General features: G+C 66.8%; 20 protein-coding genes and 1 riboswitch. Of the genes, 11 read left to right on the top strand and 9 right to left on the bottom strand.

The features are described from left to right. Positions 1-104 precede the first annotated feature (104 nt). Positions 105-335, bottom strand: a complete 231-nt coding sequence (locus H4O10_RS21580; RefSeq protein ID WP_005414144.1) for a glutaredoxin family protein — start codon at positions 333-335, stop codon at positions 105-107. Positions 336-435: 100 nt separating this feature from the next. Between H4O10_RS21580 and H4O10_RS21575 the strand changes: the two genes are divergently transcribed. Together H4O10_RS21575 and H4O10_RS21570 are read left to right on the top strand one after the other, a co-directional pair. Further along, on the top strand, positions 436-1,818 hold the full coding sequence (locus tag H4O10_RS21575) for an L-serine ammonia-lyase (protein ID WP_005410675.1): 1,383 nt from the start codon (positions 436-438) through the stop codon (positions 1,816-1,818). 217 nt (positions 1,819-2,035) lie between these two features. Next, complete coding sequence (locus H4O10_RS21570) at positions 2,036-3,031, top strand: alpha/beta hydrolase (protein ID WP_088470633.1); 996 nt, start codon at positions 2,036-2,038, stop codon at positions 3,029-3,031. 105 nt (positions 3,032-3,136) lie between these two features. On the opposite strand, the gene H4O10_RS21565 is transcribed toward H4O10_RS21570, so the two are convergent. From H4O10_RS21565 to H4O10_RS21555, 3 genes are read right to left on the bottom strand one after another with little or no spacing between them, the layout of a single operon-like run. After that, positions 3,137-4,204 carry a homoserine dehydrogenase gene (locus tag H4O10_RS21565; RefSeq protein WP_049453684.1) on the bottom strand — a complete coding sequence of 356 codons (1,068 nt, stop codon included), beginning with the start codon at positions 4,202-4,204 and terminating at the stop codon, positions 3,137-3,139. Then, positions 4,201-5,436: an O-succinylhomoserine (thiol)-lyase gene (locus H4O10_RS21560; RefSeq protein WP_049453686.1), complete on the bottom strand. Its 1,236-nt coding sequence runs from the start codon at positions 5,434-5,436 to the stop codon at positions 4,201-4,203. Before H4O10_RS21560 ends, H4O10_RS21565 begins: the two co-directional genes overlap by 4 nt. Further along, positions 5,433-6,464, bottom strand: a complete 1,032-nt coding sequence (locus tag H4O10_RS21555; protein WP_033834027.1) for a homoserine O-succinyltransferase — start codon at positions 6,462-6,464, stop codon at positions 5,433-5,435. The genes H4O10_RS21560 and H4O10_RS21555 overlap by 4 nt, the downstream gene beginning before the upstream one ends. Positions 6,465-6,541: 77 nt before the next feature. Further along, positions 6,542-6,660: riboswitch (SAM riboswitch) on the bottom strand. Between the two features lie 148 nt (positions 6,661-6,808). Here H4O10_RS21555 and H4O10_RS21550 point away from each other — a divergent pair. The 4 genes from H4O10_RS21550 to H4O10_RS21535 all read left to right on the top strand — a co-directional run bounded on the left by H4O10_RS21550 (position 6,809) and on the right by H4O10_RS21535 (position 12,217). Further along, positions 6,809-7,690, top strand: coding sequence for a M23 family metallopeptidase (locus H4O10_RS21550; RefSeq protein ID WP_049453688.1), 882 nt, complete (start codon positions 6,809-6,811; stop codon positions 7,688-7,690). 66 nt (positions 7,691-7,756) lie between these two features. Next, positions 7,757-9,361 (top strand): peptide chain release factor 3, encoded by a 1,605-nt coding sequence (locus tag H4O10_RS21545; protein WP_005410681.1) that lies wholly within the window; start codon positions 7,757-7,759, stop codon positions 9,359-9,361. Positions 9,362-9,521: 160 nt separating this feature from the next. Then, positions 9,522-10,160, top strand: a complete 639-nt coding sequence (locus H4O10_RS21540; protein ID WP_005410682.1) for a hemolysin III family protein — start codon at positions 9,522-9,524, stop codon at positions 10,158-10,160. 83 nt (positions 10,161-10,243) lie between these two features. After that, on the top strand, positions 10,244-12,217 hold the full coding sequence (locus H4O10_RS21535) for an AsmA family protein (RefSeq protein ID WP_049453690.1): 1,974 nt from the start codon (positions 10,244-10,246) through the stop codon (positions 12,215-12,217). Between the two features lie 409 nt (positions 12,218-12,626). On the opposite strand, the gene H4O10_RS21530 is transcribed toward H4O10_RS21535, so the two are convergent. Genes H4O10_RS21530 through mtgA form a run of 3 tightly spaced genes read right to left on the bottom strand, consistent with a single transcriptional unit; the run spans position 12,627 to position 14,827 of the window. Continuing rightward, positions 12,627-13,058, bottom strand: coding sequence for a CBS domain-containing protein (locus tag H4O10_RS21530; protein WP_049453692.1), 432 nt, complete (start codon positions 13,056-13,058; stop codon positions 12,627-12,629). Further along, positions 13,018-14,037 (bottom strand): glycosyltransferase family 2 protein, encoded by a 1,020-nt coding sequence (locus tag H4O10_RS21525; protein ID WP_012481027.1) that lies wholly within the window; start codon positions 14,035-14,037, stop codon positions 13,018-13,020. The genes H4O10_RS21530 and H4O10_RS21525 overlap by 41 nt, the downstream gene beginning before the upstream one ends. Before the next feature lie 46 nt (positions 14,038-14,083). Further along, on the bottom strand, positions 14,084-14,827 hold the full coding sequence (gene mtgA / locus H4O10_RS21520; protein ID WP_049453694.1) for a monofunctional biosynthetic peptidoglycan transglycosylase: 744 nt from the start codon (positions 14,825-14,827) through the stop codon (positions 14,084-14,086). A gap of 77 nt (positions 14,828-14,904) precedes the next feature. Here mtgA and H4O10_RS21515 point away from each other — a divergent pair, with 77 nt between their 5' ends. Together H4O10_RS21515 and H4O10_RS21510 are read left to right on the top strand one after the other, a co-directional pair. Then, positions 14,905-15,798, top strand: a complete 894-nt coding sequence (locus H4O10_RS21515) for an Hsp33 family molecular chaperone HslO (RefSeq protein WP_088470634.1) — start codon at positions 14,905-14,907, stop codon at positions 15,796-15,798. Positions 15,799-15,947: 149 nt separating this feature from the next. Then, on the top strand, positions 15,948-16,760 hold the full coding sequence (locus tag H4O10_RS21510; RefSeq protein ID WP_024956328.1) for a hypothetical protein: 813 nt from the start codon (positions 15,948-15,950) through the stop codon (positions 16,758-16,760). Between the two features lie 219 nt (positions 16,761-16,979). Here the strand turns inward: H4O10_RS21510 and H4O10_RS21505 are convergent, their stop codons facing one another. Then, the gene (locus H4O10_RS21505) at positions 16,980-19,937 is read right to left on the bottom strand and encodes a TonB-dependent receptor (protein WP_088470635.1); all 2,958 of its coding nucleotides are present in this window, start codon (positions 19,935-19,937) and stop codon (positions 16,980-16,982) included. 230 nt (positions 19,938-20,167) lie between these two features. Beyond that, positions 20,168-20,767 carry a TetR/AcrR family transcriptional regulator gene (locus H4O10_RS21500; RefSeq protein WP_005410690.1) on the bottom strand — a complete coding sequence of 200 codons (600 nt, stop codon included), beginning with the start codon at positions 20,765-20,767 and terminating at the stop codon, positions 20,168-20,170. A gap of 141 nt (positions 20,768-20,908) precedes the next feature. On the opposite strand from H4O10_RS21500, the gene H4O10_RS21495 reads away from it, so the two are divergent. The 3 genes from H4O10_RS21495 (at position 20,909) to H4O10_RS21485 (ending at position 24,844) form a co-directional block, all read left to right on the top strand. Beyond that, positions 20,909-21,826 carry an alpha/beta hydrolase gene (locus H4O10_RS21495; protein WP_049452908.1) on the top strand — a complete coding sequence of 306 codons (918 nt, stop codon included), beginning with the start codon at positions 20,909-20,911 and terminating at the stop codon, positions 21,824-21,826. Beyond that, complete coding sequence (locus H4O10_RS21490) at positions 21,823-24,300, top strand: acyl-CoA dehydrogenase (protein WP_033834035.1); 2,478 nt, start codon at positions 21,823-21,825, stop codon at positions 24,298-24,300. The genes H4O10_RS21495 and H4O10_RS21490 overlap by 4 nt, the downstream gene beginning before the upstream one ends. 76 nt (positions 24,301-24,376) lie before the next feature. Beyond that, positions 24,377-24,844 (top strand): hotdog fold domain-containing protein, encoded by a 468-nt coding sequence (locus H4O10_RS21485; RefSeq protein ID WP_005410693.1) that lies wholly within the window; start codon positions 24,377-24,379, stop codon positions 24,842-24,844. The last annotated feature ends 217 nt before the right edge of the window (positions 24,845-25,061 follow it).

The following is a 25,061-nucleotide window of genomic DNA, read 5'->3' as shown; positions in this document are numbered from 1 at the left end:
CCAGGCAGGCCAGGTTGCGGCAGGTTGGGCCCCACACGCGCTCGCCGGCCTCGCCGCTGGCCGGCATCACCGGGCATCGCGGGGTTGCCGGCCAGCGGCCGGCACTACCGATCGACGGCCAGCCAGGCCTGGACCGTGGCCGCGTCGAACGGCCAGTCCAGCTCACGGTCGCCGCGCTCGTCGCGCAGCACCGGCACCCGCGCGCCGTAGCGCGCTTCCAGCGCAGGCTGGTCATCCAGGAACACCGATTCGAACTCCGGTGCCCGCGCCTTGGCCAGCTCGGCCAGGGCCATGTCGCACAGGTGGCAGTCATCGCGCTGGAACAGGGTCAACACCGGTTTTGCTCCCTCTGCCGAAATGCTGCGCCGCAGCCATGGAAGTGCGGCATGAACCGCTAGAATAGCGGTCTCCTCCGGTACCCGCAGTACGGCAACCATGGCTGTCAGCACGTTCGACGTTTTCAAGATCGGCATTGGCCCGAGCTCCTCGCACACCGTCGGGCCGATGAAGGCCGCCGAGCGATTCATCCATCGCTGGCTGCTTGACCCGGGTCGCCTGAACGAAGTCGCGCGCATCCGCGCCGATGTCTATGGCTCGCTGGCGCTGACCGGCCGCGGCCATGGCACCGACAAGGCGATCCTGCTGGGCCTGGAAGGCCAGCGGCCGAACCTGATCGATCCGGACATCATTCCGGCCACCCTGGAGCGCATCCGCAGCAGCAAGCGCATCCAGCTGATGGGCCAGCACGAGATCGCCTTCGACGAGAAGCGCGACCTCGGCATGAACAAGCGCCAGAAGCTGCCGTACCACACCAACGGCATGCGCTTCACCGCGTACAACGCCGAGGACGAGGTGATCGCCACCCGCGACTATTACTCGGTCGGTGGCGGCTTCGTGGTCAACCAGGACGACGCGGCCGATGACCGCATCGTGCCCGACGAGACCCCGCTGCCCTACCCGTTCAAGAGCGGCGACGAGCTGCTGGCGCAGACGGCGCGCAGCGGCCTGAGCATCGCCCAGCTGATGTTCGAGAACGAGAAGTGCTGGCGCAGCGAAGACGAGATCCGCGCCAACCTGCGCGAGATCTGGAGTGCGATGCAGTCGTGCGTGGCGCGCGGCATCCGCGAGGAAGGCGTGCTGCCGGGTGGCCTGAAGGTCGGCCGTCGTGCACCGGCGCTGTACCGCGAGCTGTCGTCGAAGCCGGAAGCAGCGATGCGCGATCCGCTGACCACGCTGGACTGGGTCAACCTGTACGCGCTGGCGGTGAACGAAGAGAACGCCGCCGGTGGTCGCGTGGTGACTGCGCCGACCAACGGCGCTGCCGGCGTGCTGCCGGCGGTGCTGCATTACTTCGACCGTTTCTGCCCCGGTGCCAACGAGCAGCGTGTGTTCGATTTCCTGCTGACCTCGGCGGCGATCGGCATCCTGTACAAGGAAAACGCCTCGATCTCCGGCGCCGAAGTGGGCTGCCAGGGCGAAGTGGGCGTAGCCTGCTCGATGGCGGCCGGTGGCCTGGTCGCGGCGCTGGGTGGCAACCCGAGCCAGATCGAGAATGCCGCGGAAATCGGCATGGAACACAACCTCGGCCTGACCTGTGACCCGATCGGCGGCCTGGTGCAGATCCCCTGCATCGAACGCAATGCGATGGGCGCGGTGAAGGCGATCAACGCCTCGCGCATGGCGATGCGTGGCGACGGCAAGCACAAGGTGTCGCTGGACAAGGTGATCAAGACCATGCGCGATACCGGCCGCGACATGCAGGACAAGTACAAGGAAACCAGCCGTGGCGGCCTGGCGGTGAACGTCATCGAGTGTTGAGGTCGACCGGTCCCGGCGCGATGGCGCCGGGCCACAGGTAGAGTCGACCGTTGGTCGACTATCGCGCGCAGCGCGGGATTTTCGCTCGTTGTGGGGAAGGTAGTCGACTAACAGTCGACTCTACCCAGTCGACTCTACCTCGTCGCCCTTGCCCGGTCGGACGACACCGTCACTGCGTTCCGGTTAGGCTCGGGGCTCCCCTATCCAGGACCGCCCCATGCGCGTGATCGCTGCCGCCCTGCTTACCTGCCTTCCACTGCCTGCGCTGGCCGCGCCCACTTACGGGCCGCGGCTGGAGGGTTTCGACTACGGCTATCCGGTGAAGACCTTCGCGCTGGAATCGCAGCGGCAGCCGCTGGAAATGGCCTACCTCGACATCGCGCCGAAGAAGGCACCCATCGGCGTGGTGGTGCTGCTGCACGGCAAGAACTTCTGTGCCGCCACCTGGAAGGAATCGATCAAGCCACTGGTTGCCGCCGGCTATCGGGTGATCGCCCCGGACCAGGTGGGCTTCTGCAAATCCAGCAAGCCCGAGCGTTACCAGTATTCGTTCGCGCAGCTGGCCGCCAACACCCATGCCCTGCTGCAACAGCTGCAACTGGGTGATGTCCCGGTGCACCTGGTCGGTCATTCGATGGGCGGCATGCTGGCGGTGCGCTACGCGCTGATGTTCCCGCAGGACCTGCGCAGCCTGTCACTGGTCAACCCGATCGGGCTGGAAGACTGGAAGGCGCTGGGTGTTCCCTGGCGCAGCGTGGACGCGTGGTACGCCGGCGAAATGAACATCAGCTATGACAGCATCCGCCGCTACCAGCTGGATGTGTACTACGACGGCAAATGGAAGCCGGCATATGAACCGTGGGCGCGGATGCAGTCGGGCATGTACGAAGGCCAGGGCAAGCAGGCCGTTGCATGGAGCCAGGCGCTGGCCTCGGACATGGTGTTCAACCAGCCGGTGGTCTACGAACTCAAGAATGTTCAGGTGCCGACCACGCTGTTCATCGGCCAGAAGGACCGCACCGCGATCGGTCGCGACCTGGCGCCACCAGCGGTGAAGGCGACGCTGGGCAACTATCCGGTGCTCGGGAAGGCGGCAGCCGCGGCGATTCCCGGCGCGACGCTGATCGAGTTCGCCGAACTGGGCCATTCGCCACAGGTGCAGGACCCGAAGCAGTTCAACGCGGCGTTGCTGAAGGCATTGAAGGCGCATTGAACGGCAGCCCTCCCCTGTAGAGTCGAGCCATGCTCGGCTTATCCAGCAAGAGGGATCTGGCCAGTAGCAGCCGAGCATGGGCTCGGCTCTACAGAAGCAGTGCGATCAGCCGACGATCCGCAACACGTCATCCAGCAGCGCGGCGGCGGTGACTTCCGCGCCCGCGCCCGGGCCCTGGATCAACAACGGCTGGCGGTGATAGCGATCGCTGTGGATGGCCACGCGGTTGTCGGTGCCCGCGCCCTGCGCCAACGGGTGATCGGCAGGCAACTCACGCAGGCCCACCTGCGCACCCTCGCCATCGACACGGCCAACGAAACGCAGCACGCGGCCATTGTCATGCGCCTGCTGCCAGCGCGCCTGCAACGGCGCATCCAGCTGCTCGAGCGTCGCCACCGCATCCTCCAGCGGCAGCGCTGCCAGCGCTTCAGGCACCAGTGAATCCACCTCTACCTGCGACGCATCCAGCGCCAACCCGCTGCTGCGGGCCAGGATCAGCAGCTTGCGACGCACGTCTTCACCGGAAAGGTCCAGGCGCGGATCCGGCTCGGTGTAGCCGGCAGCCAGCGCCTCGCGCACCGCCGCCGAGAACGGCGACTGGCCGTCATAACGATGGAACAGCCACGCCAGCGAACCGGACAGCACGCCTTCGATGGCATGGATGTGATCGCCACCGGCCACCAGTGCACGCAGGCTGCTCAACAGCGGCAGGCCCGCGCCCACCGTCGCGCTGTCGCCATAGCGTGCGCCACTGTCGGCACAGCTTTCCGCAATGGCCTGCGCGCGGGCCAGCTGCGCACCACGCCCCAGCTTGTTGGCGGTCACCACATGCACGCCCCGCGCCAGCCACTGCACGTGGCGCGCGGCCACGTCTTCGCTGGCGGTGGCGTCGACCACCACGTCGCCACGCTCCAGTCCTTCGGCACTCGCCCACGGTGGCGAACTCTGGCCATCGCGCGGTGCACGCCGTGCCAGTTCCAGCGGCAAGGCCAGGTCACGATCGATCTCCAGCGCAGTGCGTGAATTGGCCAGCCACTGCACGCTGGGCAGTTCCAGCCCACGCGCCCGCAATGCCTGGTAACGCTGTACGAAGGCCGAGCCGACCGTGCCGGTGCCCAGCAGCGCCAGGCGTCCCACGCCCAGAGCAGGAATTTCTGCGGCGAGCGCGCTCATGCATCCACCACCTGTTTGCGGCGCGCAGCCGCATCAATCACCGCTTCGGCACGCTGCAGCGCGGCGCCGAGATCGGCCAACAGGTCACGCTCGGCCTCGATGCCAACCGACAGGCGCAGCAGGCCTTCGCTGATGCCGGCCGCGGCACGCGCTTCGGCGGTCATCGCCGCATGGGTCATGGTGGCGGGATGCGCGATCAGGCTTTCGACGCCGCCCAGCGATTCGGCCAGCGTGAAACAGCGCAGGCCATCGACGAACGCGCGCACCGCCGCGTGCGGATCATCACCCGCGCAGCGCGCCAGTTCGAACGACAGCATCGCGCCGAAGCCACTCTGCTGGCGAGCAGCGATGGAGTGGCCCGGGTGATCGGCCAGACCCGGATAATAGACGCGGCCGACCGCCGGATGCTGGTCCAGCAGCGCAACGATCGACGTGGTGTTCTCCTGATGCACGCGCAGGCGCGCGTCCAGCGTGCGCAGGCCGCGCAGGGTCAGGAAGGCATCGAACGGCGAACCCGTCAGGCCCAGCGCGTTGCCCCACCACACCAGCTGCTCATGCAGTGCCGGATCGCGCGCGACGACCGCACCGCCCACCACGTCGCTGTGGCCGTTGATGTACTTGGTGGTGGAATGCAGCACCAGATCCGCGCCGAACGACAGTGGTTGCTGCAGGGCCGGCGACAGGAAGGTGTTGTCGACCACAACCAGAGCACCTGCCTTGTGCGCGGCATCGATGACGAAGCGCAGGTCGGTGATGCGCAGCAGCGGATTGGACGGCGTTTCCACCAGCACCAGCTTCGGCTGGGTGGCCAGCGCCTGCGACAGCGCGCGCGGATCGGTCAGGTCGGCGGTGACCAGTTCGAAATGGCCCTTCTTCGCCAGCGCATTGAACAGCCGCCAGCTGCCACCGTACGCGTCGTGCGGCACGACCAGGGTATCGCCCGGCTGAAGCAGCGCGTTCAGCACCAGGTTGATCGCGCCCATGCCGGTGGCGGTGATCACGCCGCCCGCACCGCCTTCCAGCTCGGCCAGCGCTTCACCCAACAGGTCGCGGGTCGGGTTGCCACTGCGCGTGTAGTCGTACTGGCGCTTGTTGCCGAAGCCTTCAAAACTGAAGTTCGACGACAGCACGATCGGCGGCGTGACCGCGCCATGCGCGGTGTCCCGATCGATGCCGGCACGGACGGCGGCAGTGGTGCGGCTACAGGACGGCTCGTTGGCGTGCAGGCTCATGCGGACTCTCCAGAGGTGCGGAAGGCGGTGGCGAGGATCGCGTCGATGCGATCGGTTTCTTTGAGGAAGGCGTCGTGGCCATAGGGCGAGCGCAGCACGCGCAGGCTTCCGCGCGGCCCCAGCCCCTCGACCAGGCCGACCAGGTCGGCCAGCGGCACCAGGCGGTCACCCTCCACCGCGACCACCACGGTCGGCGGCAGGATGGCGGCGGGGTCCACGCGGTGCAGGTCGATCGATTCGGACAGGCGCAGGTAGGCGGTCACCGGCGTGCGCGCGACGTACTGCGCGCCGGCGGCGTCCAGATAGTCCTCGGCGGCGACCCGCACGCGGCCGTTGATCACTTCCGGCGCGGCGTCGAAGCGCTCGCCGAACTCTTCCGGGGTGCGGTAGCTGAGCATGGCGAACTGCCGGGCCAGCGCCAGGCCGTGGTCTTCGCCGCACTGCAGTTGGCCGAGGGCGACGGCGCGGCGCTGCAGTGCGCGCCAGGCCGCGGCATACGGGTGCGGACGATGCGCGCCGCTGGCCAGCACCAGCTGGCGCACCCGGGCTCGATGACGGATCGCGAACTGCTGACCGACCAGCGCGCCATACGAGTAACCAACGAAGGCCTTCAGCGTGCGGATACCCAGATGATCCAGCAGCAGTGCCAGCGCATCGGCCTGGTCAGCGGTATCGATCGGTACGTCCAACGCACCGTCGGCCCCGATGAAGTCGAACGCCAGTACGCGCAACTGCTGCGGATCCAGCGTGCGACCACTGCCGACCAGGTCTTCGGCCCAGCCCTTCTCGCTGAACTGTGCGTTGGACGCCACATGGCGATGGGCGGAAATGCCGCCGGCCAGCACCACCACCGGCGCATTGGCCGGGCCGACCCACTCATAGCGCAGGCGCACCGGGCTGGGGCCGGCGTGACGCATCGACAGCACCGCGGCGAACTCACCGCGCTCGGCATGCACGCGGTCTTCGACCGGCACGCTGACGGGGACAAAGGGTTCGGGGCGAACGGCGGCACTGGCAGCGAAGCTCATGGCGGGATCCGGTTGGGGAATCGGCCATCGAGCCTTCGCGGGGCTCGCGTTCGAGATGCACGTGCGGTGCATGGATCGAACCATCTTTCGGTGGACGCCACGGTCCCCGCAGGATTTGGCACCTACGCGAACGCTTTCGCATCCGCGGGCTGCCCCGGCTTCAAAGGGCCTGTCCCTCTGCCGGTCTCGATGGTGAGGCCACGATGCCAGCGCTTCCGGGCGCTGTCAATCCCTTCATGCGGATAAAGCGATGAATATTTTCGCAACAGGTATGCGAGAGGCGTCGCGGTCGCTCCGTTCAGGATCGGGTACAGTCCGGACGGTCCGTTTCCCTGAATCCGCTGATGCCACGCCTGCCCTTGACCTGCCTGCTCCTGCCGCTGCTGGCCAGCGCCTCTGCCGGCGCCAGCCATTGGCGCCAGGGCTGGGGGATGCTGCCGAAGGCGCCTGCCCCCGCCAGCGCGGACGCGAAGGCCCCCCTTCCGATGGCCCAGCTGCGCCTGCAGTCGATCGGCGAACAGTGGCAGGCCCGGATCGACAACACGCTGGCCGGGCCGTTGCAGATCGAACTGCGCGCCGCCCCTGGGCACCCGGTCGACGGCTTGCCGGTGCAGTCACTGATACAGGGCGACAGCAGTCTGGTCGTCGGCCACCTCCCCGCGCCGGTCAACGGCCGGATGCTGGACCTGCGCCTGCAGTCGGTACCAGGCAACCCCGCCGCACAGGCCGAGGATGTGGCCTACCGCCTGCCCTTCGATGATGCACGCCCGCGCGTGGACCAGGCGCCGCAGGGCCGGTTCAGCCACGACGACGAGGCAAACCGCGACGCGGTCGACTTCGCACTGCCGGAGGGCACACTGGTGCTGGCCGCGCGCGAGGGCACGGTGATGCAGATCCAGGATGGCTTCCGAGGCAACGGCCAGGACCGCGAACGTGATGGTGCCCGCGCCAACTTCATCCGCGTGCTGCACAGCGACGGCAGCATGGCCCTGTACGGCCACCTGCAGGCCGGCGGCATGCGCGTGCGTCGCGGCCAGGCGGTGGGCGCCGGGCAGCCGATCGGCCTGTCCGGCAACAGCGGCTTCAGCAGCGCACCGCACCTGCACTTCGTGGTGCAGGTCAACCGCGGCATGGGCCTGCGTTCGGTGCCGGCACGCATCTTCGCCGAGCAGGGCCAGCTGCAGTTCGCCCGCCAGGGCGAGGCCGAGGGCGGCATCGGGCGCTGAACGGCCCCGGCCGGTATAATCGGGCGCTTATCTCTTTGAAAAGCGCCCCGGGCGGGCGCCACTGCCATGTCCGAAGTCGCCAACGAAGCGTCGCGTCGCCGCACCTTCGCCATCATTTCCCACCCTGACGCCGGCAAGACCACGCTGACCGAAAAGCTGCTGCTGTTCGGAGGCGCGATCCAGATGGCCGGTTCGGTCAAGGGCCGCAAGGCCGCCCGCCACGCCACCTCCGACTGGATGGCATTGGAAAAGGAACGCGGCATCTCCGTCACCTCTTCGGTGATGCAGTTCCCGTACGAAGACAAGATCGTCAACCTGCTCGACACCCCCGGCCACGCCGACTTCGGCGAGGACACCTACCGCGTGCTGACTGCGGTGGACTCGGCGCTGATGGTGATCGACGTGGCCAAGGGCGTGGAAGAGCGCACCATCAAGCTGATGGAAGTGTGCCGCCTGCGCGATACCCCGATCATGACCTTCATCAACAAGCTCGACCGCGAGGGCAAGGACCCGATCGAGCTGCTGGATGAAGTGGAAACCGTGCTGGGCATCCAGTGCGCGCCGGTCACCTGGCCGATCGGCATGGGCCAGCGCCTGAAGGGCGTGGTCCACCTGCTGACCGGCGAAGTACACCTGTACGAGCCGGGCCGCAACTTCACCCGCCAGGACTCGACCATCTTCCCGTCCATCGACGCCCCCGGCCTGGCCGAGAAGATCGGTGCGCAGATGCTGGCCGACCTGCGCGACGAGCTGGAACTGGTGCAGGGCGCCAGCCATCCGTTCGACCTGGAGGCCTACCGCGCCGGCAAGCAGACCCCGGTGTTCTTCGGCTCGGGCGTGAACAACTTCGGCGTGCAGCCGCTGCTGGACTTCTTCGTCGAGCATGCGCCGTCGCCGCAGGCACGCTCCACGACCGGCCGCGAGATCGCCCCGGAAGAGAACAAGCTGACCGGCTTCGTGTTCAAGATCCAGGCCAACATGGACCCGCAGCACCGCGACCGCGTCGCGTTCATGCGGGTCTGCTCGGGCCGCTTCAGCGCTGGCATGAAGACCTTTCACGTGCGCACCGGCAAGGAAATGAAGCTGGCCAACGCACTGACCTTCATGGCCAGCGACCGTGAGATCGCCGCCGAAGCCTGGCCGGGCGATGTGATCGGCATCCACAACCACGGCACCATTTCCATCGGCGATACCTTTACAGAAGGCGAAGCGGTCACCTTCACCGGCATCCCCAACTTCGCCCCGGAACTGTTCCGCCGCGCGCGACTGCGCGATCCGCTCAAGCTCAAGCAGCTGCAGAAGGGACTGGCCCAGCTGTCCGAAGAAGGCGCGACCCAGTTCTTCCGCCCTCTCACCAGCAACGACCTGATCCTGGGTGCGGTGGGTGTGCTGCAGTTCGACGTGGCGGCCTATCGCCTGAAGGACGAGTACGGCGTGGAAGCCACCTTCGAGCCGGTCAGCGTGACCACCGCGCGTTGGGTCCACTGCAGCAACGAGAAGAAGCTGGAAGAGTTCCGCGAGAAGAATGCGCTGAACCTGGCACTGGATGCAGCCGGCCACCTGGTCTACCTGGCACCGACCCGGGTCAACCTGCAGCTGGCGCAGGAACGCTCGCCGGACGTGCGTTTCTCGGCCACCCGCGAAGCGGCGCATACCGTTTCGGTGGGCTGATGCCACGGGGTCGGATCCCTTTCCGGCAGGAAAGGGCTCTGACCCCAGCCAACGCAAGGCCGGCATTCACCCACCATACGGTGACCGGCGTGCACGCATCGCCCATCGCGGCGATGATAAGGGGGTGCGGGTCCCCCTCCCCGCGAACAATGCCTACGCCATGTCCACGACGTCCATTGCTTCGATCCGTGAAGAAATCGCCAGCGCCCTGACCCATGGCCTGGGCGCGGTATTCGCCCTGGCCGCCAGCGCGGTGTTGATCACCCTGGCTGCGATCTACGGCGACGGCTGGCAGCTGGCCAGCGCGATCGTGTTCGGTATCGCGCTGTTGCTGCTGTACACCGCCTCCACGCTGTACCACGCCATCCAGCATCCGGTCGCCAAGGGCCGGTTGAAGGTATTCGACCACTGCGCGATCTATGTGCTGATCGCGGGCACCTATACCCCGTTCACCCTGATCGGCCTGCGCGGTCCGTGGGGCTGGGGCCTGTTCACCGCGATCTGGGCGCTGGCGCTGGGCGGCGTGGTGTTCAAGCTGTTCTACACCGGCCGTTTCAAGGTGCTCTCAACGGTGATCTACATCGCCATGGGCTGGCTGGTGGTCGTGGCGATCAAGCCGATGTGGGCCTCGATCGATGGCGGCACCCTCACCTGGCTGTTCGCCGGCGGCCTGTCGTACACGCTGGGGACCTACTTCTACCACCGTGAATCGATCCCGTACTCGCATGCCATCTGGCACCTGTTCGTGATCGGCGGCAGCGTCTGCCACTTCGTCGCGGTCACCATGCAGGTGCTGTAAACGGCCGCTCGAGGGCGGCGTGTGCACGCCATGCACATGGTCGCTTCGCGCCCTGTCCACGAACAGAGGGCAACCATGGCAGCGTGAATGCTGCCGCCTCCCCTGCCGCAAGGCGCACGCCCCGCTGGCGCCTCCGCCGCCCCGGCCCACGAGGCCGGCGCTGGCTCACGATCCTGGTTTTCCTGCTGGCGGCGATCCTGGTACTGCTCGCGTTGTGGGACTGGAACTGGTTCAAGGGACCGGTGGAGCGCGCGGTGCAGGCACGCACCGGCCGAGTGCTGCACATCGGGAACCTTGATGTCGACCTCGGCCGCACCAGCACGATCCGCGCCGATGCGATCACCTTCGCCAATGCCAGCTGGGCGAAACAACCTGAGATGGCCAGCGCAGACCGCGTCGAGATCGACGTGCGGGTCTGGCCCCTGCTGCGCGGCAGCGTGCAGCTGCCCGAGGTGCGCCTGACCCGGCCGGACGTGCTGCTGGAAACCGCCCCGCGCAAGGGCGAGCCGGGCAACTGGGACTTCCTCGGTGACAGCGCCGGCGGCACAAGCCCGCAGCTCAAACGCCTGCGCATCGACGATGGTCGGCTGCAGTTCATCGATGCATTGGGCCGCACTGACATCCGCGTGGGCGTGCGCAGCGGTCAGCCGAAACAGGCCGATGCCTCGCCGCCGCTGCTGGTGCAGGGCAAAGGCCACTGGCAGGGCAACCCGTTCACCCTGCGCGGTGGAACCGAATCACCGCTGGAACTGACCGACAGCGACCACCCGTTCCGCATCCACCTCGACGGTCGCGCCGGCGCTACCCACGCGGTGGCCAGTGGCACGCTGACCAATCCGTTCCAGCTGCGGGTGTTCGACCTGCAGTTCGCACTCAGCGGGCAGGACCTGTCGGACCTGTACCCGCTGCTCGGCATTGCCATCCCGCCCTCACCGCCCTACGCCTTGGACGGACGGCTGAAGCGCGACCACAACGTCTGGCGCTACGACAGCTTCACCGGCAAGGTCGGTGACAGCGACCTCGCTGGCAACCTGCAGTTCGAGGTGGGACGCGACCGTCCACGGCTGACCGCGACACTGGAATCCAGGCGCCTGGACTTCGATGACCTGGCCGGCTTCGTGGGAGCGCCACCGAAGACCGGCGGCGGCGAAACCGCGAACGCGGAACAAAAGGCACAGGCCGCCCGCATCGCCGCCAGCAGCCGGGTATTGCCCGACACGCCCTACAATCTGGGCAAACTGCGTGCGATGGATGCCGACGTGCGCTGGAAGGCCCACCGCATCAACGCGCCCTCGTTGCCACTGGACGACATGGACGCGCACCTGCTGCTGGATGACGGCGTGCTGCGGCTGGACCCGCTGAACTTCGGCGTGGCCGGCGGCGATATCCGCAGCACGGTCCGCATGGATGCACGCCAGGCGCAGATTCGCACTGCGTTGAGGGCCAGCGTACGCGGCGTGCAGCTGGGCCAGCTTTTCCCGGATGCGAAGCTGGCCGAGCAGGCCAAGGGCGGCATCGGCGGCGAAGTGGACCTGAGCGGGCACGGCAACTCGATCGCCGCCATGCTCGGCAGCAGCAGCGGCAAGGTCGGGCTGGCGATGGGCCGTGGCCATGTCGGCAACCTGGTGATGGAACTGGCCGGGCTGGATATCACCGAATCACTGAAGTTCCTGGTGACCGGTGACAAGCAGATTCCGCTGCGCTGCGCCTTCGCCGACTTCGGTGTGCAGGACGGCCTGATGACCAGCCAGGCACTGGCGGTGGACACCACCGATACCATCCTCATCGGCGAAGGCACGGTCAGCCTGCGCGACGAGACCCTGGACCTGCTGCTGAAACCGCGCCCGAAGGACAAGAGCATCCTGGTACTGCGGTCACCGTTGCATATCAGCGGCACGTTCAAGGACCCGTCGTTCCGCCCTGACTTCAAGGCGTTGGGTATTCGCGGCGCGGTGGCCCTGGCACTGGGCAGCATCGCGCCGCCGGCGGCATTGCTGGCTACGATTGAACCGGGGCCGGGCAAGGATGCCAACTGCGGTGGGCAGTATGCGAAGTAGGGTTACAGCGTTGTTCGCGGCGCCTCCCTTCCCGCGCGTAGAGCCGGAGCAAGGCGACAGGCAGGACACGCCGTAAATACGTCCCTGTAGGCTCGGTCGGCGCATCCATGCGCCTCACGGTCCTGCCTGCCGCCTTGCTCCGACTCCCGACAGTTTCCGCGCGCGCGGAACGAGAGCGAAGTTCAAAGTCAAAAGAAAGAGCAGAATCAAAAGCCAATGCCAACCAAGGTTGGCATCTACCAGGAGCGGGGGATCGGCACTGAAACGCACCGCGCTCGTGGGAACGTGTCCAGAGGCGGAGGCCCCTGCCCAGCCGCACCCTCCGCCTCCCAACGTATCAGGAAGGCGCTGCTTTGGCTTTGAGCTTCGAAAAGCGGGCCGGCGGGCCGCAGGCCCGCCAGCGAAAAACTCATCCCGCCACGATGTACTGCTGCAGCTGATCCAGCTCCCTGCGCTGCGCATCGATCACCGACTTCACCAGGTCGCCAATGGAAATCACCCCCAGCACCTGCGCGCCCTCCACCACCGGCAGGTGGCGGATGCGGTAGTCGGTCACCAGCTGCAGGCAATGCTCCACCTGTTCGCCCGGCGACACCGTCACCACCTGCTTCGTCATGATCTCGGCCACCGCCGTATCGCGCGAAGAACGATCACGCAACACGATCTTGCGCGCGTAATCGCGCTCCGAAAGGATCCCGACCAACCGCGGCCCGTCCATCACCAGGACCGCGCCAATGCCCTTTTCCGCCATCAACCGGATCGCATCGATCACCGCCGCATCCGGCGCGACCGCATGTACTTCAGGAGACTTGCCGTCCAACAGTTGCCGTACCGTGGTCATCTGCCTGCCCTCCGAGGGTGGGTTGCAGGGCCGAGTCTGCCACGGCGGATGCTAGCCACGCGTCAACCAGGTACAACGGCCGCTGCTTGGACTCTTCGTACAGGCGCCCCAGGTACTCACCGATCAGGCCCAGCGCGATCAACTGCACCCCGCCCAGGAACAGGATCACCGCCATCATCGTCGGCCAGCCCGCCACCCGGTCGCCGTACAGCGCGGCCTTGACGATCACCCACATGCCGAACACGAAGGCCACCGCCGCGGTTGCCAGCCCCAGGTAGGTCGCCGCGCGCAGAGGCACGGTCGAGAACCCGGTAATGCCTTCCAGGGCGAAGTTCCACAGCCGCCACAGGCTGAACTTGCTGGTGCCGGCCACGCGTGCGTGGCGGTGATAGGGCACCGCCACGCGCTTGAAACCCACCCAGCTGAAAAGCCCCTTCATGAAACGATGGCGCTCACGCATCTCGCGCAGCGCACTCAGCGCGCGTGGTGACAGCAGGCGGAAATCCCCGGTATCGGCCGGGATCGGCGTACGCGAAAGGCGCCCCATCACGCGGTAGAAGATCGCCGCCGTGGCACGCTTGATCCAGGCCTCGCCATCGCGCGCCAGGCGCGTGCCATAGACGTTGTCATGGCCCTCGCGCCAGCGCGCGACGAACTGCGGGACAATCTCCGGCGGGTCCTGGCCATCGGCATCCAGGATCATCGCCGCCCCTTCGCGCACCAGGTCCAGGCCAGCGGTCAGTGCGGCTTCCTTGCCGAAATTGCGCGACAGCTTCAGCGCGGAGACCCGCGCGTCGGATTGGGCCAGGCGGGCGATCACCTCCCAGGTCCCGTCATGGCTGCCGTCGTCCACGTACAGAATGTGGCCGTCGATGTCGGGCAGCGCGTCGAGCACCGCGCACAACCGCGGATGCAGCAACGGCAGTGCCAGGGCCTCGTTGTAGGCGGCGATGACGAAAGTGAGCCGTTCGCGGGTCATGCCCGGATTGTACGTTGCCGCCGGCCGTAGATCAGGCGGCGCGCGCTCACTCTTCCGAAAGGTACGCGGCCCCGCCCAGCTGCCGTGCCTGCCGCTGGATCCAGGCGGCGCGCCGCTGCACGTACGGCCCTGGCTTTGCGGCGTTGTAGCGCCGCGGTGCCGGCAGCACCGCCGCCAACCGCGCGCTATCGGCCGGGCTCAACCTGGCCGCGTCCTTGCCCCAGAACTTCTGCGCCGCCGCCTGAGCTCCGTACACGCCATCACCGAACTCGGCGATGTTGGCGTACATCTCCAGGATGCGCTCCTTTGGCCACAGCGCTTCGATCAGCACGGTGTACCAGACCTCCAGCCCCTTGCGGATCCAGCTGCGGCCCTGCCAGAGGAACAGGTTCTTGGCCACCTGCTGGCTGATCGTGCTGGCGCCACGCAGTCGCCCGCCCTTGGCATTGTGGTCGCGGGCCTTCTCGATGGCCTGCAGGTCGAAGCCGTTGTGGTCGGGGAAACGCTGGTCCTCGGCGGCCACCAGCGAAATCGGCAGGCTCGGCGCCATCTGGTCAAGGTCGCGCCACTGGTAATGCAGGCGATAGGACCAATCGGCCTCGCCCAGCGCCTCGCCATAGCGCCACAGCATCACCATGGACACGGGCGGGTCGATGAACCGCAGCACCAGGACCTGCAGGCAGCTGAAAGCAGCCAGCAGCACCGGCAGCCACAGCAGCCGTTTCCAGCGCCTGCGGCGCGGGCCTTCTACGACAGCTTCCACCTTGTGCTGCTCTCCCCCTGCCCCCATTACTGGTGCATCCTTCTTCTATCTGGTTGTCGGCGCATTATCCGGCAACTGCCCCCGTTTACGCGCGATGTGAGCCGATGACCGCCAACTCCGATTCCCTGATCCGCTTCCTGCTCCCCGACGCCGGCGTCCGCGGCGTCCACGTGCGCCTGCAGGCTACCTGGCAGGAGATCCTGTCCCACGCCGAGTACCCGGATACCGCCGCCGAACTGCTCGGCGAGGCCTGCGTGGCCTCGGCGCTGTTCACCGGCCATACCAAGATCGATGGACGCCTGTCGATCCAGCTGCGCAGCAGCACTGCCCTGCGCACCCTGTTCGCCGAATGCACCGCCGCCGGCACCCTGCGCGGCATCGCCCAGCTCAGCGAAGGCGGCGACGCGCCGCGCGACCTGTCCAGCCTGGGCGATGACGCGATCCTCGCCATCACCATCGAGAACCCCGGCCTGGACCCGCGTGAACCACAGCGCTACCAGAGCCTGGTCGGACTGACCGCGCCGGAACTGGACGAGGCCTTCGAGGACTACTTCCGCCAGTCCGAGCAGCTGCCGACCCGCCTGCTGCTGGCGGCCGACCGCAATGGTGCCGCCGGCCTGCTGCTGCAGAAGCTGCCGGGCGACGAGGGCGACGAGGACGGCTGGGCGCGCGCCAGCGCCCTGTTCGAGACCCTGGGCAAGGCTGAACTGCTGGCCACCCCGGCCGAGCAGCTGCTGCACCGCCTGTTCCACGAAGAGAGGCCGGCGTTGATGGGCGAAAAGCCGCTGTCCTTTGCCTGCTCCTGTTCCCGCGAGCGGGTGGCGGCGATGCTGCAGTCGCTCGGTGAGGAGGAGGCCCGTGCAGCGGCTGCAGACACCGGCGCCGTCGAGGTCCGTTGCGAATTCTGCGGGCGTGAGTATCACTTTCCATTGACGGAGTTCGGCATACTGTTCCACGGCGCCCAGGGGGCTGTACCGGCGCCTGAACGGCTTCAATGAACGGCAGTCTTGTACCTGGGGAGGATCAAGGCTTGTTAAGAATTCATAAACACCCTAGGATCAAGTTCCCGTCCCCACGGGAACTTCCGTTGTCCGTCCCTGTCTGAACTGGTCCGATGCGTACCTTCCTGCGTCTACCGCTGGCCATGATGATCGCCCTTGGCGCGATCACGGGCGTGCATGCGCAGAGCAAGGACACCCGCACCGTGCTGCCGGTATGGAACAAGGGCAGCGGCAAGGTCGAGGCCCTGCTGTACCTGGAGCCGACCGGTGAGCAGGCGGCCGGGGCGCGCTGGCATTTCGGCCGCAACTCGCTGGATGCGGCCTTTGGCCTGTCCTCCGGCGATTCGCTGGGCCTGCTCTGCAGCAGCAGCGGGACCAGCATGAGCGGCCTGGCCAGCCACTGCATGCTGGCCAGCCTCGGCGACGAGGACGACCTCAACAGCCGGCGTTTCACCGGCACCGCCGCATTGAACCGTGGCAGCAGCCGCCTCGGCATCACCGCCGGCACCGGCCGTGAAACCCTGCCGGCATGGCTGGCAGGCCCGAACAAGACCCCTTCGCTGCGCGCCGAGCAGAATGACCTGACCGTGTTCGCGCAGAAGAACATCGGCCGCGAAGGCTTCGTGTCCATCGCCGGCACCTACGCCAAGGCCCGCCTGGTGCCGCTGGCCGACGCCTCGCCGGCCATTGCCGACCGCTGGGACAGCAAGAGCCTGAGCATCGGCGCCGGCTACGGCAATTTCACCGGCAGCATCATCGGCCGCGTCATCGACGTGCCCGGCAAGCCCGGCAAGTGGGAAGGCCTGGGTATCGGCCTGACCTGGCGCACGCCATGGTCCGGCCAGCTCACCGTGGGCGCCGAGAACGTGATCAGCCGCGGCAAGAATCCGTTCTCGCCACGCAACGAAAGCAACGACGACGGCACCGTGCCGTACGTGCGCTACGAGCAGGACCTGTAAGCTCCCTGCTGCCTCACCGCGACGTTTCCGCGCGCGCTCTCTTCGCCCATCCCCGTAATGACACCTCGCCGCCACCACGCGGCGATGCGCAAGCGCCTGTGCGCGGCCTGGTCCAGCACGGCTGCGCAAAGGCCTGCGCCATCAAGCCTGGCTGCCCCATGAAAAAAGCCACGCCCCTTTCGGGGCGTGGCCATGTCACACATACATATTACGCCGCGATCAGAAGCGCTGGGTGTACTTCATGTACAGGAAGCGACCGATGTCGAAGCCACCGTAGTAGGAGACGTTCGCGCTCGGCTGGCTGTACATGGTCGGGCCCACGCGGCCGAACACGTTGTTGGCACCCACGGCCACGGTCGCATTCCACGGTGCGTTCCAGCGCAGCTGGACGTCGTTGAACACGGTCGCGCCACGCTGGTTGGTCGCGCTGCCCACCGCCACGCCCTGGTTGTTCGGCGAAGCGTAGTTCGGCAGGTTGCACTCTTCCGGGAACGTCACGGCACTCAGGCACGCTTCCTTCATGCCGGAGAAGTAACGGACGGTCCAGCTGGCGCCGAAGTCACCCATTTCCCAACCCAGGTTCAGGTTCGAACGCACGCGGAAGGCGTAGCCAGCCCAGCCCACGCCGGTGCGGGGGTTCGGGTGGGTGACCGCGTTCTTGGTGGTGACCAGGTCATCACGCGAGGTGTAGGTGCTGGTCCACTGCGCGCTGAAGTTGCCGAAACGATCGGTCGGCAGGCGGTAGCTGACATCCAGGTCGAAGCCTTCCACCTCGCGGTAACCGGCGTTGATGCCGGTGCGCTTGAGGTTGTTGACGATGCCGGTCACCGGGTCACGCGTGAACGCCGAGCAGCGTGCCGCGATGTCGTTGATGTAGCAGTCGTTGAGGATCAGGTTGGCCGTGTCCGAGATGATGGTGTTCTCGACGCGGATTTCCCACCAGTCCAGCGACATGTTGAAGTTCTGGATGAAACCCGGGCTCCAGACGAAGCCCAGGGTCTTGGACGTCGAGGTTTCCGGGGTCAGCTGGTCGTTGGAGCCGGAGACGAAGGCCAGCGGGGTCTGCGACGATGCAGCGGTGGTCGGGGTGAAGCCCTGCTGCTGCTGGCGGAAGTTGGCTGCATTTACGCCGGCCGGCAGTGCGGCGGCGCAACGGGCACGCACCGCAGCGTTGGTGCGCGAAGCACCGTAGACCACGTCGCACGGATCGGTGAAGAAGTCGAACGACTGCGAACCGCCGCTGTACAGGTCGGCGATGGTCGGGGCACGGAAGCCTTCCGCCCAGGTACCGCGGATGAGCAGCGAGTCGATCGGCTTCCACTTGAAGCCGAACTTGCTGTTCAGCGTGGTGCCGAAGGTGTCGTAGTCCGAATGGCGGGTGGCCGCGTTGAGGCTCAGCTCGCGGGCGCCCGGCAGGTCGGCCAGGATCGGCACGTTGAACTCGGCATAGACTTCGTCAACCTTGTAGCCACCACCGGTGGGGAAGTTGGCCAGGCCGGAGGTGTTGCCCGACTGCACCAGCGCGTCCGGGCTGAAGCTGCCGGTTTCCTTGCGGTGCTCGACACCCACGGCGAAGCCCAGGTCGCCGGCAGGCAGGGTGAACAGGCTGCCGGCCAGGTTGGCGGTGATGACCTTGGTGGTGGTCTCGGCGGTGGAGTGCGCGGACGGGAACAGCAGGTTCTGCAGGGCGGTGTTGCCGGTCAATGCGCCGTTGGCGCCGTTGCTCTGGATGCCGGCGTGCAGGAACGGGTTGTACGGCACGCACTGGTTCAGCCCGATCGGGTTGGCCACGGTACCGCACTGCGCCACGCCGCTGCTGTTGATGAAGGACGGACCCACCGCCGCACGCAGCGCGGTCAGGTTGAGGTCGCCGGTGCTGGTCTGGACCAGCTTGTTGTTGTTGTACAGGTAGCCGACATCCCAGTCGAACAGGCGGTCGGAGAACTCGAAGCTGCCTTCCAGGCCGCCGCTGAAGCGGAAGGTGGTCAGCTCGGCGCGGGTGTTGCGCGGCACTTCCGAAGTACGACGCCACCAGTTGGCGATGTCAGCACCCAGCGGATTGAACGCACTGCTGGCCGAAATCGGCGAACCGAAGGCCAGTGCGCCGTACGGGTAGCCGGCGATCTGGCGGTTCGAATCGCGGAAGCTGTACAGCATGTTGGTGCGCAGGCGCACGTTGTCGGTCAGGTCGTAGATGCCATCGACGAACACTGCACGGCGTTCCTGCGGGGTACGCAGGTCGGTCTGCAGGTTGGTGTTGGTCTTGTCCTTGGTGGAGAAGCTGTTGACGTTCTGCGCGACGTAGTCGGCCTTGTTGTTCGCGTTGCCACCCTCACGCAGGATCACGCGCACTTCGCGGTTCGGGTTGGATGCGCTGGCGGCCGGATAGGTGACGCCCGGCAGGCCATCGGCCGGACGGCTGACGAAACCGCCGAACTCACCGACGGTGGTCCAACCGAAGTCCGGGTGGTTGGAGCTGCGCGGGAACGCACCGTACGGACGATCGGCCGCCCGCACCTTGTCTTCCTTGGCGTACTCGGCACCGATGGTCAGCGAACCGCGCTCACCCTTCACGCCCATGGTGAAGTCCATGGTGCGGGTGGCACCGTCGCCTTCACTGTACTGGCCGTAGTAGACGCTGCCGGTGGCGCCTTCGAAGTTGGTACGGGTGATGATGTTGATGACGCCGGCGATGGCATCGGAACCGTAGATCGACGAAGCGCCGTCCTTCAGCACTTCGATGCGCTCGATGGCCGAGACCGGCACGGTCGAGATGTCCTGCAGGCCACCGGTGGTGATGCCCAGGCGCTTGCCGTTGAGCAGCACCAGGGTGCGGGTGGCGCCCAGGTCACGCAGGCTGATGTAGGTGCCGCCGACGGCTTCGCCCGAGGACAGCGGCTGGGCACGGCTGATCGGCGGCGTACCCACGGCGCTGATGTTCTGCAGGATGTCAGCGACCGACGAGAAGCCCTGCTTCTCGATGTCAGCGCGGTTGAGGGTCAGGACCGGCTGGGCGGTTTCGACGTCGACGGTACGGATGCGCGAACCGGTGACTTCGATGCGGTCCAGGTTGGTGGCGGTCTGGGCAGACGCCACCCCGGTACCGGCAACGGATGCGGCGCTGGCGGCCAGCGCAACGCACACTGCATCGCGCAGCTTGTTGCTGTTCAACTTCATGGGCTCTCTCTCCATGGATCTTGGGTTGTGTGCTGAGTCCAACCGACGTGCCCCAAAAGGGAGGCACAAAAAACGGCTGGTGACCCGATAGTAGCCACACTTGATCTGGAATTAAAGAGTCGTTAAGAAAATGCCCAAATCGCGTGAAACCAGCCTCACCACGACATACGTTGGCGCATTGAGGTCGCCTGCAAGGCGCATTCGGCACTTGCAGGGCGCCATTCTCCCATTCAGCTGGGAATGAGCGTCTCGATCAGATGCTCGACATAGGCCTCGAAATCCTCGCGGGCCTGCTTGGGTTGCTGCAGCTGCAGCGACAGCTGCAGGAAGCCGACGTAGGCGGCATAGGCCAGGCGCGCGCGATGCCGTGCATCGGTGGAGCTGAGCCCGGCCTGGCGGAACGAAGCAACCAGGTAGTCGAGCCGGCGCTGCGAAACGCGGTCGATCACCGGGCGCACCATCGGGTGGTCCAGCGCCTTCAGCAGTTCGCTGTAGATGATGTGCGGCTGCACTTCGTGCGCGACCATCTGGAACAGCTGGCGCAGGCGCACGCGCGGATCCGGCACGTCCTCCAGGCTGCCGAACACCTGTTCCTGTTCGAACAGTTCCCAGCGTTCCAGCGCCGCCTGCAGCAGTGCATCACGCGAGGGGAAGTGCCAGTAGAAACTGCCCTTGGTCACACCCAGGCGCCGCGCCAACGGTTCCACCGCGACGGCCCCCACACCTTGTTCAGCAATCAGATCGAGAGCGGCCTGGGCCCAGTCTTCGGCACTCAGGCGGCTGTTGCGGCCGGCGCGCGGTTCGCCGGCGGAAGCGTCAGGTTGATTCATGGGCTGATTTAACCATACGCCGGGGTTCGTTGCAGTACGCGGTTGCGGCCGAAACCGTCGCGACGCCCGCCTGGGCACCTGCCGCAGCGCACCATACCGTGCAGTATTGACTTCCCTCACAAGCGATCCATACTAGTAAGTATGGTTACGTCCCCTACTCCCGCTGCGTTCCATGATCTTCGCCTGGAGGCCGCCCATGGCGCACGCCTGGCCGCAACCGCCAGCGACCACGGTCGCCGTGGCCGCGTGTTGTTCGCACATGGCTTCGGCCAGACCCGGCGCGCATGGAACGCGACCGCGCGGGCCCTGTCTGCGGCGGGGCTGCAGACGCTGGCCTACGACGCCCGTGGCCACGGCGATTCGGACTGGAATTCTGCCGAACTGCCCTATCACGGCGAGCAGTTCGCTGATGACCTGATCGTGCTGGCCGGGGAACAGCCACGCCCGCCGGTGCTGGTCGCAGCCTCGATGGGCGGCCTGTTCGGCCTGCTGGCCGAATCGCGCTGGCCGGGCCTGTTCTCGGCGATGGTGCTGGTGGACATCACCCCGCGTTGGGATACCGCCGGTGTTGAACGCATCCTGGCCTTCATGACCGCCCATCCCGACGGCTTTGCCTCGCTCACCCAGGCCGCCGATGTGATCTCGGCCTACATGCCGCACCGTCCGCGCAAATCCGAGCAGTCGCTGCGCGCACTGCTGCGCGAGGACGGCCACGGCCGCTGGCGTTGGCACTGGGACCCGCGCCTGGTGGCCGAACTGGCGCGCGACAGCGAGCAGCACCAGGATGCGCTGGCCGAGGCCGCACGCCAGGTGAAGTGCCCGCTGCTGCTGGTCAGCGGCGGCCGAAGCGACCTGGTCACGCCACAGACCGTGGCCGAATTCCTGGCGTTGGCACCGCACGCGCGTCATGTACAGCTGCCGCAGGCCACGCACATGGTCGCCGGCGATGACAACGACGCCTTTACCGCTACTGTGTTGGACTATCTGGACGTGTTGCCCGCAGCGGATGCTGCAGCTTCGTCCGCCACAAACGAGCACGTCACCGGAGCACGCTCATGAGCATCGTTCTTCCCTTCCTCGCCCTGCTGCTGGCAGGCGCGTTCGTCGCCTACCACCGCATGCGGCTGGTTACCTGGACGCTGATCAGCGTGGCCCTGCTGGTCGCCTGCTGGTTCATTCCCTACGTCAACCAGACCGCCACGATCGTGGCTGCCGCCGTATTGGCCGTCATCGCCGTGCCGCTGCTGCTGCCGTTCATCCGCAAGCCGCTGCTGACCGGCCCGATGATGAAGGTGTTCCGCAAGGTGCTGCCGCCGCTGTCGCAGACCGAGCGCATCGCGCTGGAAACCGGCTCGGTTGGCTTCGAGGGCGAACTGTTCACCGGTGATCCGGACTGGAACATCCTGCTCAATTACCCCAAGCCGCAGCTGACCGCCGAAGAACAGGCCTTCCTCGATGGCCCGGTCGAAGAGCTGTGCACGATGGTCAACGACTGGGAAATCACCCACGTCCACGCTGACCTGCCGCCGGAGCTGTGGGCCTTCATCAAGAAGAACAAGTTCTTCGGCATGATCATCCCGAAGGAATATGGCGGCCTGGGCTTCTCTGCGCTGGCCCACCACAAGGTGATCCAGAAGCTGGCCTCGGTGTCCTCGGTGGTCAGCTCCACCGTCGGTGTGCCCAACTCGCTGGGCCCGGGTGAACTGCTGGTGCATTACGGCACCCAGGAACAGAAGGACCAGTACCTGCCACGCCTGGCCGATGGCCGCGAAGTGCCCTGCTTCGGCCTGACCGGTCCGTTCGCCGGCTCCGACGCCACCTCGATTCCGGACTACGGCATCGTCTGCAGGGGCGAGTGGAACGGCGAGCAGGTGCTCGGCGTCAAGCTGACCTTCGACAAGCGTTACATCACCCTGGCCCCGGTCGCTTCGCTGATCGGCCTGGCCTTCCGCATGTACGACCCGGATGGCCTGATCGGCGACACCCGCGACATCGGCATCACCCTGGGCCTGCTGCCGCGCGACACCGCCGGCGTTGAAATCGGCCGTCGCCACTTCCCGCTGAACTCGACGTTCCAGAACGGCCCGATCCGCGGCAAGGACGTGTTCATTCCGCTGACCCAGCTGATCGGTGGCGCGGCCATGGCCGGCAAGGGCTGGAACATGCTCAACGAGTGCCTGGCCGTGGGCCGCTCGATCACCCTGCCGTCCACCGCCAGCGGCGGTGCCAAGGCCGGTGCCGCCGTGACCGGCGCCTATGCACGCATCCGCAAGCAGTTCGGCCTGTCGGTCGGCCGCTTCGAAGGCGTGGAAGAAGCGCTGGCCCGCATCGGCGGCAAGGCGTACAAGATCAGCGCGCTGTCGCAGGCCACCGCTGCTGCAGTCGACCGTGGTGACGTGCCGTCGGTACCGTCGGCCATCGCCAAGTACCACTGCACCACCATGAGCCGCGAAGTGATCTCGGACATGATGGACGTGATCGGCGGCAAGGGCATCATCCTGGGGCCGCGCAACTTCGCCGGCCGCAGCTGGCAGGCCGCGCCGATCGCGATCACCGTGGAAGGCGCCAACATCATGACCCGCAGCCTGCTGATCTTCGGCCAGGGTGCGATCCTCTGCCACCCGTGGGTGCTGAAGGAAATGAAGGCCGCGCAGGATCCGGATACCCGTGCCGGCCTGCAGGACTTCGACCGCAGCCTGTTCGGCCACATCCGCTATGGCATCTCCAATGCCGTGCGTTCGTTCTGGTTCGGCCTGACCGGCGCGCGCTTCGGCGCCGCCCCGGGTGACGCCTACACCCGCCGTTACTTCCGCAAGCTGGACCGTTACTCGGCCAACCTGGCGCTGATGGCCGACATCTCGATGATGACCCTCGGCGGCAAGCTGAAGTTCAAGGAATCGCTGTCCGGCCGCCTGGGCGACGTGCTGAGCCACGTCTACATGACCAGCGCCATGCTCAAGCGCTACCACGACGAGGGCGCACCGCAGGCCGACCAGCCGCTGCTGGCCTGGGCCTTCCATGACAGCGTGCACAAGATCGAGGAATCGCTGTCGGCGGCCCTGCGCAACTTCCCGATCCGTCCGATCGGCTGGCTGATGTGGGCGCTGATCTTCCCGCTGGGCCGTCGTGCCGAGGCCCCGGGCGACCGCCTGAGCCGCCGCGTCGCCGCCCTGCTGATGGCGCCGAACGAAGCCCGCGACCGCCTGGCCAGTGGCGTGTTCCTGACCCCGTGCGAGAACAACCCGGGTGGCCGCATCAACAGCTACCTGAGCAAGGCGATCATGGCCGAGCCGGTGGAGCGCAAGTTCCTGAAGGCGCTGAAGAGCAAGGGCATCGAGGCGCTGGACTTCAAGAGCCAGCTGGACGAAGCCGTGGCCGAGGGCGTGATCACCCAGGACGAGCGCAGCCTGCTGGAAGAGCTGCGCACGCTGACCCTGGATACGATCACCGTGGACGACTTCGACACCCACGAACTGCGCGCGGCCAGCTACTACGACCGCCAGCACAAGGATCCGCATTCGCAGGCCGCCTGATCGCCCGCGATACGCGTTGCCTTCGACGGCGGGCCTCGGCCCGCCGTCGCTCTATCCGACGACCGGAACACCGACCATGTCCACGCCTCTGCTCTCGCTCTACCACCGGCTGCAACGCTGGCCTGCCGGCACCTGGCTGTTCTCGCGCGCGGTCTGCTTCAAGGCGCCCTACTTCGCCAGCATCGCGCCGCGCATCACCCGCCTGGAACACGGCCGCTGCGAAGGCACGCTGGCCGACCGCCGCAGGGTGCGCAACCACATCGGCACGGTGCACGCGATCGCGATGTGCAACCTGGCCGAACTGACCGCCGGGCTGATGGTCGACGCCTCGCTGCCGAAGGGCATGCGCTGGATTCCGAAGGGGATGCAGGTGCAGTACCTGGCCAAGGCACGGGGCATGCTGCAGGCGGTGGCATTGCCGGCCCAGCCGATCGTGGCCGCTGCCGAGGGCTATGCACTGCCGGTGACGGTGAGTGTGCGCGACCGCGCGGGGACGGAGGTGTTCAGCGCGGTCATCGACATGTGGATGTCGCCGGCGAAGTAGTGTTCCCGCGAACGGCGCAGCCCCTCGTGGGTGGGTCGCGAAATGCGGTTTATCGGCTGGGCCGGAGGGGTGGGGCCGGGCGGGGACGCCGCAAGTACGTCCGTGTAGGGGCCAGCACGTCCAGTTCGCTCAGCGCAGCGGCACACTGCTTCAGCGGTTCCAACTGCCCGCCAAGGGTGTCCAGCAGCTGCTCGTACAGGTACTTCTCGCGCGACAG

Source organism: Stenotrophomonas sp. I18B00994 (assembly GCF_014145825.1).
In the GTDB taxonomy this organism is placed as follows: domain Bacteria; phylum Pseudomonadota; class Gammaproteobacteria; order Xanthomonadales; family Xanthomonadaceae; genus Stenotrophomonas; species Stenotrophomonas maltophilia.
Note: the sequence above shows the minus strand (reverse complement) of the source record. Positions and strands in the feature narration are given on the sequence as shown.

Bases quoted from the DNA above. Each gene is read 5' to 3' on its own strand.
- H4O10_RS21575 (WP_005410675.1), top strand. From the start codon at position 436: ATGGCTGTCAGCACGTTCGACGTTTTCAAGATCGGCATTGGCCCGAGC.
- H4O10_RS21570 (WP_088470633.1), top strand. From the start codon at position 2,036: ATGCGCGTGATCGCTGCCGCCCTGCTTACCTGCCTTCCACTGCCTGCG.
- H4O10_RS21565 (WP_049453684.1), bottom strand. From the start codon at position 4,204: ATGAGCGCGCTCGCCGCAGAAATTCCTGCTCTGGGCGTGGGACGCCTG.
- H4O10_RS21560 (WP_049453686.1), bottom strand. From the start codon at position 5,436: ATGAGCCTGCACGCCAACGAGCCGTCCTGTAGCCGCACCACTGCCGCC.
- H4O10_RS21555 (WP_033834027.1), bottom strand. From the start codon at position 6,464: ATGAGCTTCGCTGCCAGTGCCGCCGTTCGCCCCGAACCCTTTGTCCCC.
- H4O10_RS21550 (WP_049453688.1), top strand. From the start codon at position 6,809: ATGCCACGCCTGCCCTTGACCTGCCTGCTCCTGCCGCTGCTGGCCAGC.
- H4O10_RS21545 (WP_005410681.1), top strand. From the start codon at position 7,757: ATGTCCGAAGTCGCCAACGAAGCGTCGCGTCGCCGCACCTTCGCCATC.
- H4O10_RS21540 (WP_005410682.1), top strand. From the start codon at position 9,522: ATGTCCACGACGTCCATTGCTTCGATCCGTGAAGAAATCGCCAGCGCC.
- H4O10_RS21530 (WP_049453692.1), bottom strand. From the start codon at position 13,058: ATGACCACGGTACGGCAACTGTTGGACGGCAAGTCTCCTGAAGTACAT.
- H4O10_RS21525 (WP_012481027.1), bottom strand. From the start codon at position 14,037: ATGACCCGCGAACGGCTCACTTTCGTCATCGCCGCCTACAACGAGGCC.
- mtgA (WP_049453694.1), bottom strand. From the start codon at position 14,827: ATGGGGGCAGGGGGAGAGCAGCACAAGGTGGAAGCTGTCGTAGAAGGC.
- H4O10_RS21515 (WP_088470634.1), top strand. From the start codon at position 14,905: ATGACCGCCAACTCCGATTCCCTGATCCGCTTCCTGCTCCCCGACGCC.
- H4O10_RS21510 (WP_024956328.1), top strand. From the start codon at position 15,948: ATGATCGCCCTTGGCGCGATCACGGGCGTGCATGCGCAGAGCAAGGAC.
- H4O10_RS21505 (WP_088470635.1), bottom strand. From the start codon at position 19,937: ATGAAGTTGAACAGCAACAAGCTGCGCGATGCAGTGTGCGTTGCGCTG.
- H4O10_RS21500 (WP_005410690.1), bottom strand. From the start codon at position 20,767: ATGAATCAACCTGACGCTTCCGCCGGCGAACCGCGCGCCGGCCGCAAC.
- H4O10_RS21495 (WP_049452908.1), top strand. From the start codon at position 20,909: ATGGTTACGTCCCCTACTCCCGCTGCGTTCCATGATCTTCGCCTGGAG.
- H4O10_RS21490 (WP_033834035.1), top strand. From the start codon at position 21,823: ATGAGCATCGTTCTTCCCTTCCTCGCCCTGCTGCTGGCAGGCGCGTTC.
- H4O10_RS21485 (WP_005410693.1), top strand. From the start codon at position 24,377: ATGTCCACGCCTCTGCTCTCGCTCTACCACCGGCTGCAACGCTGGCCT.